General features: G+C 31.6%; 13 protein-coding genes. 5 read left to right on the top strand and 8 right to left on the bottom strand.

Annotated features, from left to right (window positions below):
* Nucleotides 1-6: 6 nt before the first annotated feature.
* The 6 genes from dsbI to AJ881_RS04400 form a co-directional block, all read right to left on the bottom strand.
* Nucleotides 7-1,533: a disulfide bond formation protein DsbI gene (gene dsbI, locus AJ881_RS04425; protein WP_070282602.1), complete on the bottom strand. Its 1,527-nt coding sequence runs from the start codon at nucleotides 1,531-1,533 to the stop codon at nucleotides 7-9.
* An 11-nt stretch (nucleotides 1,534-1,544) separates the two neighbouring features.
* Nucleotides 1,545-1,712 (bottom strand): disulfide bond formation protein Dba, encoded by a 168-nt coding sequence (dba, locus tag AJ881_RS04420; protein ID WP_002779270.1) that lies wholly within the window; start codon nucleotides 1,710-1,712, stop codon nucleotides 1,545-1,547.
* A 106-nt stretch (nucleotides 1,713-1,818) separates the two neighbouring features.
* On the bottom strand, nucleotides 1,819-3,597 hold the full coding sequence (locus AJ881_RS04415) for a methyl-accepting chemotaxis protein (RefSeq protein WP_070274255.1): 1,779 nt from the start codon (nucleotides 3,595-3,597) through the stop codon (nucleotides 1,819-1,821).
* The gene (locus AJ881_RS04410) at nucleotides 3,587-4,501 is read right to left on the bottom strand and encodes a cytochrome-c peroxidase (protein ID WP_070282600.1); all 915 of its coding nucleotides are present in this window, start codon (nucleotides 4,499-4,501) and stop codon (nucleotides 3,587-3,589) included. Before AJ881_RS04410 ends, AJ881_RS04415 begins: the two co-directional genes overlap by 11 nt.
* A gap of 87 nt (nucleotides 4,502-4,588) precedes the next feature.
* Complete coding sequence (locus AJ881_RS04405; protein ID WP_002860866.1) at nucleotides 4,589-5,461, bottom strand: fumarylacetoacetate hydrolase family protein; 873 nt, start codon at nucleotides 5,459-5,461, stop codon at nucleotides 4,589-4,591.
* A gap of 111 nt (nucleotides 5,462-5,572) precedes the next feature.
* Nucleotides 5,573-6,475: an RluA family pseudouridine synthase gene (locus tag AJ881_RS04400; protein ID WP_044779733.1), complete on the bottom strand. Its 903-nt coding sequence runs from the start codon at nucleotides 6,473-6,475 to the stop codon at nucleotides 5,573-5,575.
* Between the two features lie 77 nt (nucleotides 6,476-6,552).
* Here AJ881_RS04400 and purB point away from each other — a divergent pair, with 77 nt between their 5' ends.
* On the top strand, nucleotides 6,553-7,881 hold the full coding sequence (gene purB, locus AJ881_RS04395; protein ID WP_070282598.1) for an adenylosuccinate lyase: 1,329 nt from the start codon (nucleotides 6,553-6,555) through the stop codon (nucleotides 7,879-7,881).
* A 15-nt stretch (nucleotides 7,882-7,896) separates the two neighbouring features.
* Entirely contained in the window at nucleotides 7,897-10,266 is a 2,370-nt protein-coding gene (locus tag AJ881_RS04390) for a ribonucleoside-diphosphate reductase subunit alpha (protein WP_070282596.1), read from the top strand.
* 38 nt (nucleotides 10,267-10,304) lie between these two features.
* Here AJ881_RS04390 and AJ881_RS04385 read toward each other — a convergent pair whose 3' ends face one another.
* Nucleotides 10,305-11,690 carry a cation:dicarboxylate symporter family transporter gene (locus AJ881_RS04385; RefSeq protein WP_044778560.1) on the bottom strand — a complete coding sequence of 462 codons (1,386 nt, stop codon included), beginning with the start codon at nucleotides 11,688-11,690 and terminating at the stop codon, nucleotides 10,305-10,307.
* 121 nt (nucleotides 11,691-11,811) lie between these two features.
* Nucleotides 11,812-12,435, bottom strand: coding sequence for an FAD-dependent thymidylate synthase (gene thyX, locus AJ881_RS04380; RefSeq protein ID WP_002853111.1), 624 nt, complete (start codon nucleotides 12,433-12,435; stop codon nucleotides 11,812-11,814).
* 119 nt (nucleotides 12,436-12,554) lie between these two features.
* On the opposite strand from thyX, the gene AJ881_RS04375 reads away from it, so the two are divergent.
* The 3 genes from AJ881_RS04375 to AJ881_RS04365 all read left to right on the top strand — a co-directional run bounded on the left by AJ881_RS04375 (nucleotide 12,555) and on the right by AJ881_RS04365 (nucleotide 16,875).
* Entirely contained in the window at nucleotides 12,555-14,186 is a 1,632-nt protein-coding gene (locus tag AJ881_RS04375) for a CTP synthase (protein WP_002860871.1), read from the top strand.
* Nucleotides 14,173-15,744 carry a single-stranded-DNA-specific exonuclease RecJ gene (gene recJ, locus AJ881_RS04370; RefSeq protein ID WP_044305655.1) on the top strand — a complete coding sequence of 524 codons (1,572 nt, stop codon included), beginning with the start codon at nucleotides 14,173-14,175 and terminating at the stop codon, nucleotides 15,742-15,744. The genes AJ881_RS04375 and recJ overlap by 14 nt, the downstream gene beginning before the upstream one ends.
* Nucleotides 15,745-15,828: 84 nt before the next feature.
* Nucleotides 15,829-16,875, top strand: coding sequence for a type II asparaginase (locus tag AJ881_RS04365; RefSeq protein WP_083259449.1), 1,047 nt, complete (start codon nucleotides 15,829-15,831; stop codon nucleotides 16,873-16,875).
* Nucleotides 16,876-17,165 lie beyond the last annotated feature (290 nt).

Genomic DNA, 17,165 nt, shown 5'->3' with positions numbered 1-17,165 from the left:
TAAAGCTTAGTTTAGAGTATAAAGCTTGTTTGCTCCATCTTGATAAGAAAGAATGTTGATTTTTCCATCTTTAAAGAAAATACTTCTTGCATTAGTGATAGAGCTTGGGAAAGCGATAGTTTTTACTACTTCTTCCTTAACTGGATCAATTACGGCAATCACATTGTGATTTTTGCTTAGTGCATAAATTTCTCCATCTTTAAAAGTCATAGAAGTTACATAAAGATCGCCTAAAGTTTTACCTTCTTTAAGATTTGCTTTTGGAGTAAATTCTCCTGAAAGAACACGATCTTTTAAAGAAATTTTAGAGATTACAAAAGTTTTAGCGTCTTTGTTGTTTGGAACAGTTGCAAGATAAAGATAATTTCCATCTGTGCTCATGCTTGCTACATGGTTAAATTTTGCTCTTACAGTATCAAGTCTTCCACGACCTAAACCTTCGCCTTGGCCTTTAAATTTATCATTACCTTTTACAAAATCAGCGTATTGTTTAGCGATATCTTCTTTACTTGCATTAGGATTTTTTGCAAATCTTAAGAAAGATTTGTTTGAGCCCATAAGAATGAATTTATCGTTCATATAAGGTATGATGCCAATAATTGGATCGATAGTAGCTGAAAAATAAGGATCAAGCTCAAAACCTTCTTTAACGCTAAAATTATTATCTAAGAAAGCCACATCCCATTTAGAGCTTGCTACAAATTCATTGTTGATATAATCAAGAGTATTGATGGCTTTGTCAAAATTTATAGTTTGTTCATTTGTGATTTTAAGCTCATCATTGATTTTTGCAAATGGAGCATTGTTGATATCATTATCAAATTTTATGCCAAGTTTTTCACTTGCAGGTGCAAAAGCATAATCAGGAGCTTTAACATCGCGCTTTCCTAAGAAAGAAATATTTTGCCATAAACCATTCCAACCTTCTTTACTCCAAATGATGTATTTTGGATTTAAGCTAAATCTTACAGGATCGCCTTGTCCCACATAAGGAGGAATTCCTGTGCTTACAAAAGCTTGGAAAACATTTGAAGCTACTACAATCGCACTGATAACTACAGCTGCGAGAGAAAATTTCGTATATTTTCTAAATTTTTCTCCATTTAATTCTGCTTCAAAAGCATTAAATTTAGGAGCAAAAGCAAAAATCACACCTAAAAGCAATACAACAGCCCAAAATACCACTTCAGCCCAAAAATAAGTATGGATACCAAAAACTGCTAAACCAAAACCTTGATCTAAATCTCTATGAGCGTGATTGCCATAGTGAGCAAAAGATTGATAAAGGCCTACTGCTGTCATGATTAAAAGAGCAGCAAGGTATTTACCTTTCATACCATAACGAACAATGAAAAGCGCCATCACACCGATAAAGATCATTGCTTCTCTTTGTCCCCAGCAAAGTGTGCAGGGACTATCACCCAACATATAACCAAATACAAAATTTGCAATACCTACAGGTAAGAGTATGATCAAAAAGCCTGCTAAACACATTAGTGAGTAGAAATTTTTTGTTTTATTGATTTCGTTCATTTAGCCCTTCCTTACAGATTCATTATTGTTAATAGTGCGCCTGTTTTGTGGCCAACATAGAAAAAAACCATTAAAAGCCAAGCTACCATTACTAAACCAAAAGCCAAATTTTCTTTTTCTGGTTTTTTGATAATCAGTATCAAGGCGATTAAAACTAATAAAAGTTCAAGAAACTCCATAGTATCTCCTTATGAAATAAAAACCGTTAATTTTACTTTAAAAACATAAATTAAAGATAAATTTTTTATTAAAATTTCGTGTTAATTTAAATTAACACGAAAAAAGTTACTGAAAGCTACTTAATTTTTCAGAGAGTTTAGACGCACCATTTAGAACATTTTGAGAGATATTATTGATTTCGGATGATAAATCTTTAACAGAATTTGCAAGTTCATTAACCTTGTCTATGCTTGTTCCTAGGATAAGCATTTTATCTTTTACTTCCATGCTTTTATCTTTCATGGTTTGGGTTGATTCTATAGAGCTTTCTAGTTTATGCATAGAATTTACAAGTTCTTGTTGTAAATCATTGGTTTTTAAAGAGGTTTCTTTCATAGAATCGTGGATAAGATCCATCAAGGCTTTGTTGTCATTGATTTGTTGGACTATAGCATTAACAGTAGCATTTATATTTAAAAGAGATTTACTTGTTTTATCGGCAAGTTGACCTACTTCATCAGCAACAACTGCAAAACCCCGTCCATGTTCGCCCGCTCTTGCAGCTTCAATAGCTGCATTCAAGGCAAGTAAATTGGTTTGATCGGCTATATCTCTAATAGAACTTGTAATTTCTATGATATTATCTGCACTTTGAGTTAGATTATCCATATTGGCTACTATATTTTGCTCTTTTTCATTATTTTCATTTATTAAATTTATAAGTTCAGATAGAGTAAGTTCTACCTTATCCATCAGTATGTGCATATCTTGCATATTTTCTATGCTTTCTTGCGCTAAATTTCCCGCAAGATTGATATGATCATCTAAGACATAGGTGATTTCTTTAACACCTTGAATTTGTTCATGTTGTGAATTAGAACTGTTTTCAAGCATCATAGAGTTGTTTTTGAGCTTTTGTGAATTTTGATGACTTGATTTAGCATTTTCTATGGCTTCTATGATTGAGTTTTGAACGGTGGATATAAATGAATTAATATATTGAGCACTTTGTCCAAGTTCGCTTTTTGGATCTATATTTAAACGAGAGTGTAGATTGGCTTCTTTACTAGCTAAATTAGCGCTTAGTTTTTCTAAAGTATGAATTGGCATGATGACTTTTTTTAGTGTTAATAAAATAAAAAATACAAATAATACAAGAGTGATTCCAAACACTATTAAAGCGATATAAAATTTAAATAAATTGGATTGTTCTATAGTATTTTGGGTGAAAGTGTTAAGTTGTTTTAACTCTTTCATAAGAGAATTATTCTCATAAATAGAAGAATTATCTTGCATAATAGAAATCTGTTTTACAATCATTTTATAGTGTTTTAGAAAAAGTTGTAAATTTTCACTTTTTGTATCGTTTTTGATTTCTTTCATAAGATTGTTGAGTTGATTGAGTGTTGTTTTTTGTAAAATACTTTCAGTTGAAAGAACGCTTAACATAGAACTCATTGTTCTATAGTTGTTTTTATTTGTTTCATGGTTTTGTTCTAATTCTTCAAAATAATTTTTAGCCAATTCAAACAAATAAAGTTTTGAATTTACTGCTATGGAATTTGCGGATTTGAAATAATTAAGCTGGATTAGTTTGGCATTAAAAATTTCTTCCGCTTTGCTTATATCAATCCCAAAAGTTTTAAGTTTTTTAAAGTTTTCTTGCATTTTTTTTATTGCTTGAACACTTGGATCATAGTTAATAAAATTAAAACTATTTTGAAAAACGGAATTGATTTTTTCATCTGAAATTTGTAGCTGCTGAACTATGTTTATTAAGTCTTTATTATCTTTAGATGAGGAGTAGTTGTTAAAAATAATACCTAGCAAAACAAGAATAAAAGCTAAAACTAGTGTAGATAAAATAATAAATTTTATCAAAAATGAACTTTTTTTATTTGTCATGATATTCTCCTGTCAAGCTTTCTAGGAATGCAACTATATTATCAACTGTTTCTTGATCTAAAAATTTTCCTAGTTGATAGTAAGCCATAAACTGAACACAAGCATCTAAAGTAGGTATAGAACCATCATGGAAATAAGGCGCGGTTTTGGCTATATTTCTTAAACTAGGAACCTTAAATATCATTTTATCAGCTTCTCTTTTTGTGATTTCATAGCGTCCTAAATCTTCTTGATTTGGGTATTCTTCAAAAATACCGATTTTTTGAAACATATTTCCACCTATATTTTGACCTTGATGACAAGAAATGCAGCCATTAGCTTTAAAATCTTCATAACCTTTTTTAGCTTGAGCTGAAATAGCATTTTGATCTCCGCTAAGATAGCGATCAAAAGGAGAATTTGGAGTGATTAAGGTTTTTTCAAATTCTGCAACTGCAAGAGCTATGTTTTCTACCGTAACTTCTCCATAAAGTTTTTTAAAAGTTTTTACATAATCTTCATTAGAATTAACTTTTTGTAAAAGAAGTTCAGGACTTAGTCCCATTTCTTTTGGATTAAAAAAAGGCACCTTTGCTTGTTCTGCTAAATCTTTGGCTCTGCCATTCCAAAATTGCACAAAATTAAACACAGAATTAAAGGTTGTAGGAGTGTTAAAAGGTTTATCAAGTTGATTATCAACTCCTATTGAAAATTCAAGTCCATCAACGCCGTGTTGATCAAGCCTATGGCAGGTATTACATGAAACTTTTCCATCTTTGGATAAGCTTTTATCCATATAAAGACTTTTTCCAAGCTTAGCTTTTTCTTTATCATAAGGGATGGAATTTGGAATAGGGGTTATCATATCTACTGCAAAGACTATATTTGCATAAGATAAACATAAAATTATTATTATTTTTTTCATAATAAATTTCTACCTTAAGTTTAAATTTCTCAGAATGTCATTATACTTTAATTTTGGTAAATTGTTTAATATATTGATATTTTTTATTTAAAGTTTTTTTATTTTATTGCAAAGTTCTCCTAAATTTTCTATGACACAACGTACTTTATCTCCTGATTTTAAAAAAGTAGGTGGATTTAACCCCATACCTACTCCACTAGGAGTTCCCATAGATATAATGCTTCCAGCTTTTAAAAGCATGCCCGCGCTAAGTTCTTCTAAGACATAAGCAATATCAAAAATAAATAATTGGGTGTTAGAGTTTTGGCGTAGTTCATCATTGACATAGCTTTGAAGTTGGAGTTTAGGAGGATAAGAAATTTCATCTACGCTTGTGATATAAGGTCCCATTATAGTGCTACCTTCAAGACTTTTTGCTCGGTAGAATTGTTTGTGGCGTTTTTGAAGTTCGCGAGCTGAAATTTCATTGATAATAGTATAGCCAAAGATATAATTTTTTGCATCTTTAGCTTTGATTTTATAAGCATCTTTACTTAAAATAAATGCAAGCTCACATTCATAATCAAGCTGAGAAGTTACATCTGCATGTAAAGGTATATCACCAAAAGGCGGCGTAGCTTGATTGCAGCGTTTTCCAAAATATACAGGATATTCTCTTTCTTCAAATTTTTCACCCTTAAATTTGGCAGATTCTTTGGCATGATCTAAAAAATTAATCCCAAGACATATAATATCTTGACGAGGTTCTATAATAGGAGCTAGATAATCTTCTTTTGGAATTTCATAGGCTATTTTAGAATCCAAGTCTGTAAGCTTGTGTTTAAATTTATCAAAATAGATAATAAATTCATTCATATCGTTAGTTTCAATGCCAAGATCAGCAAAACTTACAATTTTTCCACTAGAATTTAGTACTCCTAGATTGGGTTTTTGATCCTGTATAAAATTAACAAATTTCATTAGAAAATCTCGCTTTTTTATTTAATTATACTTAAAGTTTTAGCAAGAATTATTTTTTTGTTTTAAAATTTGGTAAAAAAGTGATTGATTGTAGCGTAGTGAAACATCATTTTATTTTATGGAATTGTTGAAAATTTCTTTTATGTTTATTTTTGAGTTGATATCAAAATTTTGATTTTTATATTGAAATTTCAAACGATAAGAATGCAAACACAAACGCAAGGCACCTGTAAGTTTTAAGCGTTCTTTAGGATTTAATTTTTCATCTAAAATGCTTTCGATTTGTTCTTTGCTAAGCCCATAAAGCGGATCTCCTAAAATGGTATGGTTTTTATAGTGCAAATGCACTCTTATTTGGTGTTGCCTGCCTGTTAAGGGTTTGCAAAGTAAAAGAGTGGCGTTGATTTTAGGAAAGTATTCTAAAATTTCAAATTCAGTGATAGCCTGTTTTCCTTCTTTGCAAATTTGCATTCTTGTTTTTATATCATCGTAGTTTTTAGTTAAATTTATAGCTTTATCAACTATAAAATTTTCTTCTATTTTTCCATGAGCTAGAGCAAGGTATTCTTTTTGAACTAGTTTTTTTTCAAACAAGCTTTTAAGATCAATTTGAGCTTTTTTATTTTTGGCTACAAGTATAAGTCCGCTTGTTTCTTTATCAAGCCTGTGCGCTACGCAAGCTTCTTTTCCCCAAAGATGCCAAATTTCATCACTAAGACTGTATTTGCAATGTCTACCATTTGGATGGCTTAAGATCCCACTTTCTTTTTCAAGTATGGCAAAGTCTTCATTTTCAAAGACAATTTCTACTCCTTTGGGGTTGTTTTCATAGACTATAAGCTCTACTAAACCATTTAAAATTTTATTCTTTTCTTCTACTAAAATTCCATCACAAAAAAGTCTTTTTTTGTCTATGAGTTTTTGTGCTTCATTTATGCTAATTTTTAAATTTTCCATAAGGACTTGAAACGCCTTTTTTCCATTGTTTGAGAGTTTTATTTTTATGTAGGCCATTTAATAACTTTCTTAGGATAATTTGATATAATTTCCGTTTTTTAAAATATAAAATTATAGCTAAAAAGGTTTCAAAGATGGTTCAAAGATATAGCAGAGAAATCATGGCTAAAAAATGGGACATGCAAGCAAAATATGATGCGTGGTTAAAAGTAGAATTAGCTGCTGTAAAAGCTTGGAATAAACTCGGTCTCATTAATGACACAGACTGCGAAAAAATTCTTAAAAATGCAAAATTTGATATTGCAAGAATAGACGAAATAGAAAAAACCACAAAACATGATGTTATCGCTTTTCTTACAAGTGTAAGTGAAAGTTTGGGAGAAGAGAGTCGTTTTGTGCATTATGCAATGACAAGTTCTGATTGTATAGATACAGCTGTTGCTTTACAGATAAAAGAGAGTTTGGAGCTTATTTTAGAAGATGTTTCTTTGCTTTTAGAAGTGATCAAAAAGCGTGCTTTGGAGCATAAAAACACCTTAATGGTAGGAAGAAGTCATGGAATTCATGGAGAGCCTATCACTTTTGGTTTGGTGTTAGCTATTTGGTATGATGAAATTTTGCATGCAAAAGAGCTTTTAGAACATGCAAAAGAAGTGATAAGCTATGGAAAAATCAGCGGTGCAATGGGAAATTTTGCTCATGCACCTTTGGAATTTGAAGAAGAAGTTTGTAAAAATTTAGGTCTTAAAGCCGCTCCTGTTTCAAATCAGGTGATTCAAAGAGATCGTTACGCTCAAGTTATTTCTGCTATTGCGATTTTAGCTTCAAGTTGTGAGCAAATCGCTGTAGCCATAAGACATTTTCAAAGAACTGAAGTTTATGAGGCTGAAGAGTATTTTAGTGTAGGACAAAAGGGAAGTTCAGCTATGCCACATAAAAGAAATCCCGTTTTAAGTGAAAATATCACAGGGCTTTGTCGTGTGCTTAGATCTTTTGTAACTCCAGCTTTAGAAAATGTTGCACTTTGGCATGAAAGAGATATATCTCATTCTAGTGTCGAAAGATTTATTTTGCCTGATGCTTTTATCACGGCTGATTTTATGCTTATGCGTCTTACAAATATGATTGATAAGCTTTTGGTTTATCCTGAAAATATGATGAAAAATTTAAATCTTACAGGCGGGCTTGTATTTTCAGGGAGGGTGCTTTTAGAGCTTCCATTTAAAGGCATTAGTCGTGAAGAAGCTTATAAAATAGTTCAAAGAAATGCTATGAAAGTTTGGGCGGATTTGCAAAATGGCAAGGCTGCTATCAATGAAAAAAATGAAAGTTTGTTTTTGTTGGCACTTTTAGAGGATGAGGATTTAAGAAAAAGTTTGAGCGAAGAGGATGTAAGAAAATGTTTCGATTATAACTACTATACAAAAAATGTTGATGCAATTTTTAAAAGAACATTTAAATAAAAAGCAAGGAAGGCAATGAAAGTTATTAAAAGAAATGGTCGCACAGAAGAATTGGATATTTCTAAGATTAAAAAATGCACCTCTGATGCTGTAAAAGATTTAGAAGGTGTGAATTTAAGCGAACTTGAACTCGATGCAAAGATTCAATTTCGCGATGGAATTTCAACTGAAGAAATTCAAAAAACTTTAATTAAAACCGCGGTAGATAAGATAGATATTGATTGTCCAAATTGGACCTTTGTTGCAGCTAGACTTTTTTTATTTGATTTGTATAAGAAAGTTAATGGTATGAATCGCTATAATCATTTGCGTGAATATTTTGAAAAGGGCGAAAAAGAAGGAAGAATTTTACTTGGTCTTAAAGAAAAATACGATTTAGATGATTTAAATGCTTATATTAAACCTGAACGCGATATGCAATTTACTTATCTTGGTATTAAAACTTTATATGATAGATACTTGATTAAAGATAGTAAAGGTATGCCTATAGAACTTCCTCAACAAATGTTTATGGCCATTGCGATGTTTTTAGCGCAGAATGAATTTAATCCCCAAGAATGGGCAAAGAAATTTTATGATCTTATTTCTAAATTTGAACTCATGCTTGCAACTCCAACTTTATCAAACGCTAGGACAACGCGCCATCAACTTAGCTCTTGCTATATAGGTTCAACTCCTGATAATATTGAAGGCATTTTTGATTCTTATCAAGAAATGGCTTTGCTTTCCAAATTTGGTGGCGGTATAGGTTGGGATTGGTCTAAAGTGCGTGCTATGGGTGGAAGCATAGATGGACATAAAAACGCTGCAGGAGGGATCATACCTTTCTTGAAAATTACTAATGATATTGCCGTGGCAGTAGATCAACTAGGAACCAGAAAAGGAGCTATAGCCGTTTATATAGAACCTTGGCACATGGATATAAGTGATTTTATTGATTTGCGTAAAAATTCAGGTGAAGAAAGACGCCGTGCTCATGAACTTTTCCCTGCTTTATGGATCAATGATCTTTTTATGAAGAGAGTAAGAGCTAATGATAAATGGACTCTTTTTGATCCTGCAGATACAGCGGATTTGTGTGATTTATATGGCGAGGCTTTTGAAAAACGCTATGAAGAATATGAAAAAGATGAAAGCATTACCAAAGAAATCATAGAAGCTAAAGAGCTTTGGAAGAAAATTTTGCTAAATTATTTTGAAACAGGCTTGCCATTTTTATGTTTTAAAGATAGTGCTAATAGAGCAAATCCAAATGCTCATGTAGGAATTATTAGAAGTTCAAATTTATGTACTGAAATTTTTCAAAATACCGAGCCAAATTATTATCAAATTAAAGTAGTTTTTGAAAATGGAGATGAGCTTCATTTTGATGAAGAACAAAAGGTCGTAATCGATGGGGGATATGAAAAACCAGCCAAAAAAATCTCAACTTTAGATAGTATTGATGGTAATAAAGTTTATATAGTAGAAAAATATAAAAATGATGGAAAAACAGCCGTTTGTAATCTAGCAAGTATAAATCTTAGCAAAGTATATACCAAAGAAGATATAGAGCGTGTTGTGCCAACGGCTATTCGTATGCTTGATAATGTAATTGATTTAAATTTTTATCCTCATAGAAAAGTAAAAGATACAAATTTAAAATCTCGCGCCATAGGTCTTGGAGTCATGGGTGAGGCACAAATGCTTGCTGAAGCTAAGATTCATTGGGGAAGTGATGAGCATTTAAATAAAATCGATGAAATCATGGAGCAAATTAGCTTTGAGGCTATTAATGCGAGTTCAAATTTAGCTCTTGAAAAAGGTTCTTATGAAGATTTTGAAGGATCAAACTGGAGCAAGGGGATTTTTCCTATTGATGTAGCAAGTCCTAAGGCTAAAGCTTTAACTTTAAGAGAAGGTTTATTTGATCAAAGTGAATGCGATTGGGTTAAACTTAGAGAAAAAGTTAAAAAAGATGGTATGAGAAATGGTTATTTGATGGCCATTGCACCTACTTCTTCTATTTCTATCTTGGTAGGCACTACGCAGACTATAGAACCTGTTTATAAAAGAAAGTGGTTTGAACAAAATTTAAGTGGTATGATACCTGTTGTTGTGCCAAATTTAAGCCTTGATACTTGGCAATACTATACTCCAGCCTACGAACTTGATCAAAAAATTCTTGTAAAGGCTGCTGCTGTGCGTGGTAAGTGGATCGATCAAGGGCAGAGTTTAAATATCTTTTTGTCACTCGATAAAGCAAGTGGGGGATATTTAAATGAAATTTATCAACTCGCTTGGGAGCTTGGAGTAAAATCTACTTATTATTTAAGAAGTGAAAGCCCTGATAGTGAAAAAGTCAATGTTGCAGATCGTAGCATAGAATGTGAAGGTTGCCAATAAATACTAAAACCCAATGAAAAACATTGGGTTTTAAAAGATTAAGAATTGTAAATTTCTTTGTCTAGAGCTTTTAGATTTTTTGCAGTACAAAGTGCCGAAGTCATAGCTCCTGAGACATTGCTTGCTGTTCTTGCCATATCTATAATAGGATCTATGGCTAAAATCAAACTTAGCATGACAAAATTATTACCAAATCCAATCCCTGCTAACATAATAGAAGCTGCCATAGTTGCGCTTCCAGGTACCCCAGCTATACCCAAGGATCCAATAACAGCTACCAAAACTATCATCAAAGCAAATGTAAAATCAATATGTGTATGTGTAGCAAAAGCTACAAAAACTGCCGCTAAAGCCGGAAAATATCCTGCACAACCATTAAGTCCTGTTGTTGTACCTATAGATGCTACAAAATTAGCTATAGCTGAATTAACTCCAAATTTATTTTGCAAAGTTGAAGTGGTCATAGGCAAAGCGCCTAAAGAAGATCTTGAGCTAAATGCAAATAACCATACAGGAAAGGCTTTTTTTGCATATTTTATAGGGTTTAGCCCTTGTGAAGCAAGAAGTAAAAAATGCACCCCAAACATTATAAACATAGCTATATAAATAAGTATTATAAAAAGTCCAGCTGTTTTGATAGCTTCAAAACCATTGCTTAAAAGCACATTAGCCATCATACAAACTACAGCATAAGGCATAAATCTAATAACTGTAGCAGTCATGTTTATCATAATATTATAAAAGGTTAGGATAAAATTATGAAAACTTTTAAAGGCTTGTTCATACTCTTCTTTTTTAGAAATTTTTTTAGCACTAATTCCTATAAAAAAAGAAAAAATGACAATAGCTATAATATTTTCTTTATTAATAGCTGTAATGATGTTGCTAGGTATTAGCCCTAGTATAATATTTGAAAAAGTTTGAATTTCGCGAATTTGTTTATCTCCTTCATGTATAGCAAAATTACTTCCTAAATCAAAACTATAACCTAAAAATATACCCAAGGTTGCAGCTATGGCTGTGCTAAAGAGTATCCAAAAAAGACTTATTCCAAGCAAGGAGGATATTTTGATATTTTTATCAATTTCTATAATTACTTTTATAATGCAAATGCTTACAAGAGGAACAACTAGCATTTTTATAAAAGCTACAAAAACAGAACTTACAAATGCAAACCAATGTTTTGTTTCACTATACCAAAGTATATTACTTGCTTCTTTAGCATCTGGAAAATTTGCCAAATATTGCAAAGCAAAACCAAACCCCAAACCCATTAAAAGCGCAAATAGCATGCGAAGAGAAAAATTGATTTTTATATCCCGCATTTTTTTTAATGCGTAAAAAACAACGCAAAGCATAGCAAGAGTAGTTATAGTATGAGCTTGTGAAATCATTAGAAAATCTTGAAAAAATTGTTTATCCATAAAAAGTCCTTATAAGAAACTATAATCAAGCACAAGGTATATGAAAATATACTTGTATAAAGGCTTGATTTTATATAATGGTAGCATAAAAATATTTTAAATAAGATAAAATTAGTATGATTTATTCTATATCTTTATGTAAGCAATGTTCAAATATAAATTTGTGTTCTTGTGGTAAGGCTTCAAATAAAGCATTTGCTAAATTTCTAATCTCCCAAAGAGCTGATTTTGAACTACGCAAAGATATGAAATTTTGTAAACTTCTTGCATTAATTGTTAGTGTAAGTTCGGTTTTATAGCTTTCTGGTAAGCAGTATTTGGCTATATCTAGACTAATGCTTTTTTGTAAAATAGTGCGTAAATTTTCTAAGGCTTTAATGCTTGCGTTATCAACCTCTTCATTACCACAAAGCACAAGATAACGGCTTGCATTTTCAAAATCTCCTATTTTAAATTCAGCTTCATTGCGAAGTTCTTTTAAGGTATAACGCGTGCTTTTTACACTAGGACTAGTGTGACGGTGTCTTGCAACTTCTTGTAAGCAAGCTCTTGAAATTCCTTGTATATAAAAAGTATAGTTTAGATGTTCTAAGGTTGAAGCGTGTTTGAATTTGTTGCCCACGCGATCGATAAGTTCTTTATCTTTTTCGCCACCGCAATCGCCTTTTTCAAAGCTTTGCCAACAAGTTCTTGTTGCATGAGAACAAACAGATAATGGAGTGTGAAAAAGTAAAGTGATTTGCATGCTTATTCCTTTTTTGATAAAAATATTTTTTGTAATTCTTGCATTTTTTACTTAAAATTCTAATGAAATAAAAAGTTTTATCAAGCTATAATTAGATAAAAAAATAAGGCTTATTATCAATGAAACAAACAAAATATATTTTTGTAACAGGCGGAGTTTTAAGTTCTTTGGGTAAAGGGATAGCTGCTGCTTCTATCGCAACACTTTTAAAAAATTCAGGGCTTAAAGTGAGTATTTTAAAAGCTGATCCTTATATCAATGTCGATCCAGGCACCATGAGTCCTTTTGAGCATGGGGAAGTTTTTGTAACTGATGATGGAGCAGAAACGGATCTTGATTTGGGACATTATGAGCGTTTTTTGGATGAGAGTTTATCTCAAGATAATAACTTTACTACAGGACGCGTTTATCAAAGTGTGATTGAAAAAGAAAGGCGTGGAGAATATCTTGGCAAAACCATTCAAGTTATCCCTCATATAGTAGGAGAAATCAAAGATCGCATTAAAAAAGCAGGAGAAGGCAAAGATATACTCATCGTTGAAATAGGCGGAACTGTTGGGGATATAGAAGGCTTGCCTTTTTTAGAAGCTATTCGTGCTTTGCGTTTGGAAGTGGGTAAAAATAATGCTATGAATATTCATCTTACTCTAGTACCTTTTATCAAAGCTGCAGGGGAATTAAAAACAAAGCCTACTCAACATAGTGTAGGCGAGTTAAGACGCATAGGCATTAGTCCTGATATGATTATTTGTCGTAGTGAAAAAGCTCTTGATAGGGATTTAAAAGATAAAATTGCTATTTCTTGTGGTGTGGAAAAAAATTGTGTGATAGAAAGTGTTGATGCGGCTAGTATTTATCAAATTCCACTTAATTTTTTAAAGCAAGATATTTTAAGTCCTATTGCTGAAATTTTGGATTTGAAAAATTTAAAACCTAATATGGAAAATTGGGACTCTTTGGTAAAAAGAGTTATAGCTCCAAGCAATGAAGTTAAAATCGCTTTTGTAGGCAAATATGTGGATTTAAAAGAAAGCTATAAAAGCCTTACTGAAGCTATTATACATGCAGGTGCAGCCCTAGATACTAAAGTGGAGTTAAAATGGGTAGATAGTGAAAAACTTGAAAATATGGAAAGTGCTGAAGTATTTAAAGATGTGAGTGGAATTTTAGTTGCAGGGGGATTTGGATATCGTGGTGTAGAAGGTAAGATAAAAGCCATTCAATACGCAAGAGAAAATAAAATTCCTTTTTTAGGAATTTGTTTGGGTATGCAGCTTGCTTTGGTGGAATTTGCTAGAAATGTATTAAAACTTAAAGATGCAAATTCAAGTGAATTTGATGAGAAATGCCAAAATCCTGTGGTTTATTTGATTGATGAATTTATGGATACAAATGGAGAAAAACAAATTCGTACTGCAAAAACTCCTTTAGGCGGAACTATGCGTTTAGGAGCTTATAAATGCGATATTAAGGAAAAATCCCTTTTGGCTAAGGTTTATAATGAAGCAAAAAGTGTAAAAGAACGCCACCGCCACCGTTATGAAGCAAATCCAAAATATAGAGCAGATTTTGAAAAACACGGTTTGATTGTAAGTGGTGAAAGCAAAGGATTGATCGAAGCAGTTGAGCTTAACTGTCATCCTTTTTTCTTGGCTGTGCAGTTTCATCCAGAATTTACATCAAGACTTGAGCATGTTAATCCTGTGATTTGCGGTTTTATCAAGGCAGCTATAAACTATGAAGATAATTAATAAAAATGAAATTAAAAAAATTTTGGCTTCACGCTTTGAAAAAGATTTGCATACCAAACTTTGCGATCTGCCTTTGCCATGCTGTTTAAAGGATGCATATAAAGCAGCTAATCGCATCAAAGAAGCTGTAGAAAAAAATGAGAAAGTCGCCATAGTAGGGGATTATGATGTTGATGGAATCATTTCTTGTGTTATTATGGCAGAATTTTTCGATGATATAGGTTTTGATTATATAGTAAGAATTCCAAATCGTTTTAAAGATGGATATGGATTAAATGCTGAGATTATCAACGAACTTGATGTGAATTTAATAATAACAGTAGATAATGGAATAGCTGCTCTTGAAGCAGCCAAACTCTGTAAAGAAAAAAATATAGATTTGATTATCACTGATCATCATATGCCTCAAGATGTTTTACCTGATGCTTTTGCCATTATCAATCCAAAGCAAAAAGATTGTGATTTTCCAGAAATTGAAATTTGTGGAGCTCAAGTAGCATGGTATTTGATAGCAGCTTTAAAAGAAGTTTGCAAGCTTAAATACGATATGAGTAAATTTTTAGAACTTTTGGCGATTGCAATTATTGCAGATATGATGGAGCTTAGAGATTTAAATCGTGCTTTAGTAAGGCGTGGTATAGATCATATTAACAAATCTAAAAGAGCTGCTTTTCGGGCTATTAAGCATTATTATCAAAAGGATAAATTTGCTCTTGATAATATAGGATTTTTAATTGCTCCGCTTATAAATAGTGCTGGAAGAATGGATGATGCAAGTATTTCTTATGAATTTTTACACACTAAAGATTTTAATAAAGCTTTAGAATATCTAGAGCAAATTGTTAGTTTTAATGAAAGTCGTAAAGATGAAGAAAAACAGCTTTTTGAAGATAGTTTAAATCAAATCGATGAAAACGATTCTTGTATTGTGGTATCGGGTTTAAATTGGCATGAAGGGGTTTTAGGGATTGTGGCAAGTCGTTTAGCTAAACATTTTAATAAACCTGCTTTTGTATTTTCTCAAAATGAAGAACACTTAAAAGGCAGTGCAAGAAGTGTTGGCAAGATTGATATTTTAGCTTTAATTTCTAAGACAAATACTATATTAAGCAATTATGGTGGTCATAAAGGTGCTGCTGGAATCAGTTTAAACTCTGAAAATTTTGAACAATTTAAAAATAAAATCAAAAAAGAATGTTCGCAAATTTCTGAAAGTGAATTTTTGGACACAGATGAAATTTTAGGAATCTTAGAACCTAGCGAAATTGATTTTGAAATGCTTGAAATTTTAGAATCTTTTGAACCTTTTGGACATAAAAATCCACGACCTTTTTTTGTTTTAGAAAATCTTTGTGTAAAAAATAAAAAACTTCTAGGTAAAGATGAAAAACACTTAAAGCTTATTTTAACCAAGGAAAATAAAACCATAGAAGCTTTATTTTTTAATTTTGATAAAGAGCCAGAATTGAATCAAAATATTTCTTTGCTTGGAAGTATTTCTAAGAATGAATTTAGAGGATTAGTAACTCCACAATTTGTTATTAAAGAAATTTTATAAAATTTATAAAATTTTTATTTATTATTTATTAATATTATATAAGTTTCATTAATGAAACGAATTTTAACAAACAAGGGGAGAATTGTGAAAAAGTTACTATTGTGTGTATTAGTATTTTTATCTATAGGAGCATGTATGGCAGAAGCTAAACCAAAGATTGCTATTTTAGCAACAGGTGGAACGATAGCAGGTTCTATTGATAGTGCTGTTGCCACAACAGGTTATACAGCTGGGGTTGTTGGTGTAGATGTTTTAATCAAAGCAGTTCCACAAATTCAAGATTTAGCTAATATTAGCGGGGAACAAATAGCAAATATCGATAGTTCAAATATGCGTGATGAAATTTGGCTAAAGCTTGCTAAAGAAATCAATAAGCTTTTTGCCGAAGGGGTGGATGGTGTGGTTATAACTCATGGTACTGACACTATGGAAGAAACTGCTTATTTTTTAAATTTAACCATTAAAAGCGATAAGCCTGTAGTTTTAGTTGGCGCTATGCGTCCATCAACTGCTATAAGTGCAGATGGGTCAAAAAATCTTTACAATGCTGTAGCATTAGCTGCTGATAAAGAGTCTAAGGGTAAGGGTGTTATGGTAGCTATGAATGATAAAATTTTAAGTGCTAGAGGCGTGGTAAAAACCCATAGTTTAAATGTTGATGCTTTCTCTTCTCCTGATTTTGGGGATTTGGGTTATATAGTAGATGGTAAAGTCTTTTTCTATAATAATGTTACTAAAGCTCATACAAAAAACGCTCCTTTTGATGTAAGCAAACTCACAAGTTTGCCAAAAGTAGATATTCTTTATAGTTATTCAAATGATGGTAGTGGCGTCGCTGCAAAAGCTTTATTTGAACATGGAACTAAGGGCATAGTTGTTGCAGGAAGTGGTGCAGGAAGTATACATGAAGATCAAAAAAATGTTTTAAAAGAGCTTATGAAAAAAGGACTTGATGTTGTTGTAAGTTCAAGGGTTGTAGCAGGTCGTGTTGCTGTGAGTGATTCAGATGAAAAATTAGGTTTTATTAGTGCTGAAGATTTGAATCCTCAAAAAGCAAGAGTTTTACTTATGTTAGCGCTTACAAAAACAAGTGATCCTAAAAAAATTCAAGAGTATTTTTTAAAATATTAAAATTTTTTAAATATTTCTAAACTTAGGGAAATTATCTTCCCTAAGTCAAGCCTTTTAATCCCAATAATAGTATATTATATCTTGCATTTTTTATTATCATTAAAATATAACCCCCCCCCCATTTTTCAACCCACCAAATACTTATATAAATACTTACACAAATATTTATACTATTTAATCCTTTATTTAATCCCCTTTTAAGTTTAATTGGTTATACTTTCATTTCCTTTTTTGAAAAAAGGACTTAAAATCTTTTAAATTATAAAGTTTCACTAACTGAGTAGATTTTA

The organism is Campylobacter sp. BCW_6460, assembly GCF_001762705.1.
Classification (GTDB): Bacteria; Campylobacterota; Campylobacteria; order Campylobacterales; family Campylobacteraceae; genus Campylobacter_D; species Campylobacter_D jejuni.
Note: the sequence above shows the minus strand (reverse complement) of the source record. Positions and strands in the feature narration are given on the sequence as shown.

What these genes read in the sequence shown, in the direction of transcription:
- AJ881_RS04390 (WP_070282596.1), top strand. Translation starts at nt 7,897, where the DNA reads ATGAAAGTTATTAAAAGAAATGGTCGCACAGAAGAATTGGATATTTCT.
- AJ881_RS04400 (WP_044779733.1), bottom strand. Translation starts at nt 6,475, where the DNA reads ATGGCCTACATAAAAATAAAACTCTCAAACAATGGAAAAAAGGCGTTT.
- thyX (WP_002853111.1), bottom strand. Translation starts at nt 12,435, where the DNA reads ATGCAAATCACTTTACTTTTTCACACTCCATTATCTGTTTGTTCTCAT.
- purB (WP_070282598.1), top strand. Translation starts at nt 6,553, where the DNA reads ATGGTTCAAAGATATAGCAGAGAAATCATGGCTAAAAAATGGGACATG.
- AJ881_RS04405 (WP_002860866.1), bottom strand. Translation starts at nt 5,461, where the DNA reads ATGAAATTTGTTAATTTTATACAGGATCAAAAACCCAATCTAGGAGTA.
- dba (WP_002779270.1), bottom strand. Translation starts at nt 1,712, where the DNA reads ATGGAGTTTCTTGAACTTTTATTAGTTTTAATCGCCTTGATACTGATT.
- AJ881_RS04385 (WP_044778560.1), bottom strand. Translation starts at nt 11,690, where the DNA reads ATGGATAAACAATTTTTTCAAGATTTTCTAATGATTTCACAAGCTCAT.
- AJ881_RS04410 (WP_070282600.1), bottom strand. Translation starts at nt 4,501, where the DNA reads ATGAAAAAAATAATAATAATTTTATGTTTATCTTATGCAAATATAGTC.
- AJ881_RS04375 (WP_002860871.1), top strand. Translation starts at nt 12,555, where the DNA reads ATGAAACAAACAAAATATATTTTTGTAACAGGCGGAGTTTTAAGTTCT.
- recJ (WP_044305655.1), top strand. Translation starts at nt 14,173, where the DNA reads ATGAAGATAATTAATAAAAATGAAATTAAAAAAATTTTGGCTTCACGC.
- AJ881_RS04415 (WP_070274255.1), bottom strand. Translation starts at nt 3,597, where the DNA reads ATGACAAATAAAAAAAGTTCATTTTTGATAAAATTTATTATTTTATCT.
- dsbI (WP_070282602.1), bottom strand. Translation starts at nt 1,533, where the DNA reads ATGAACGAAATCAATAAAACAAAAAATTTCTACTCACTAATGTGTTTA.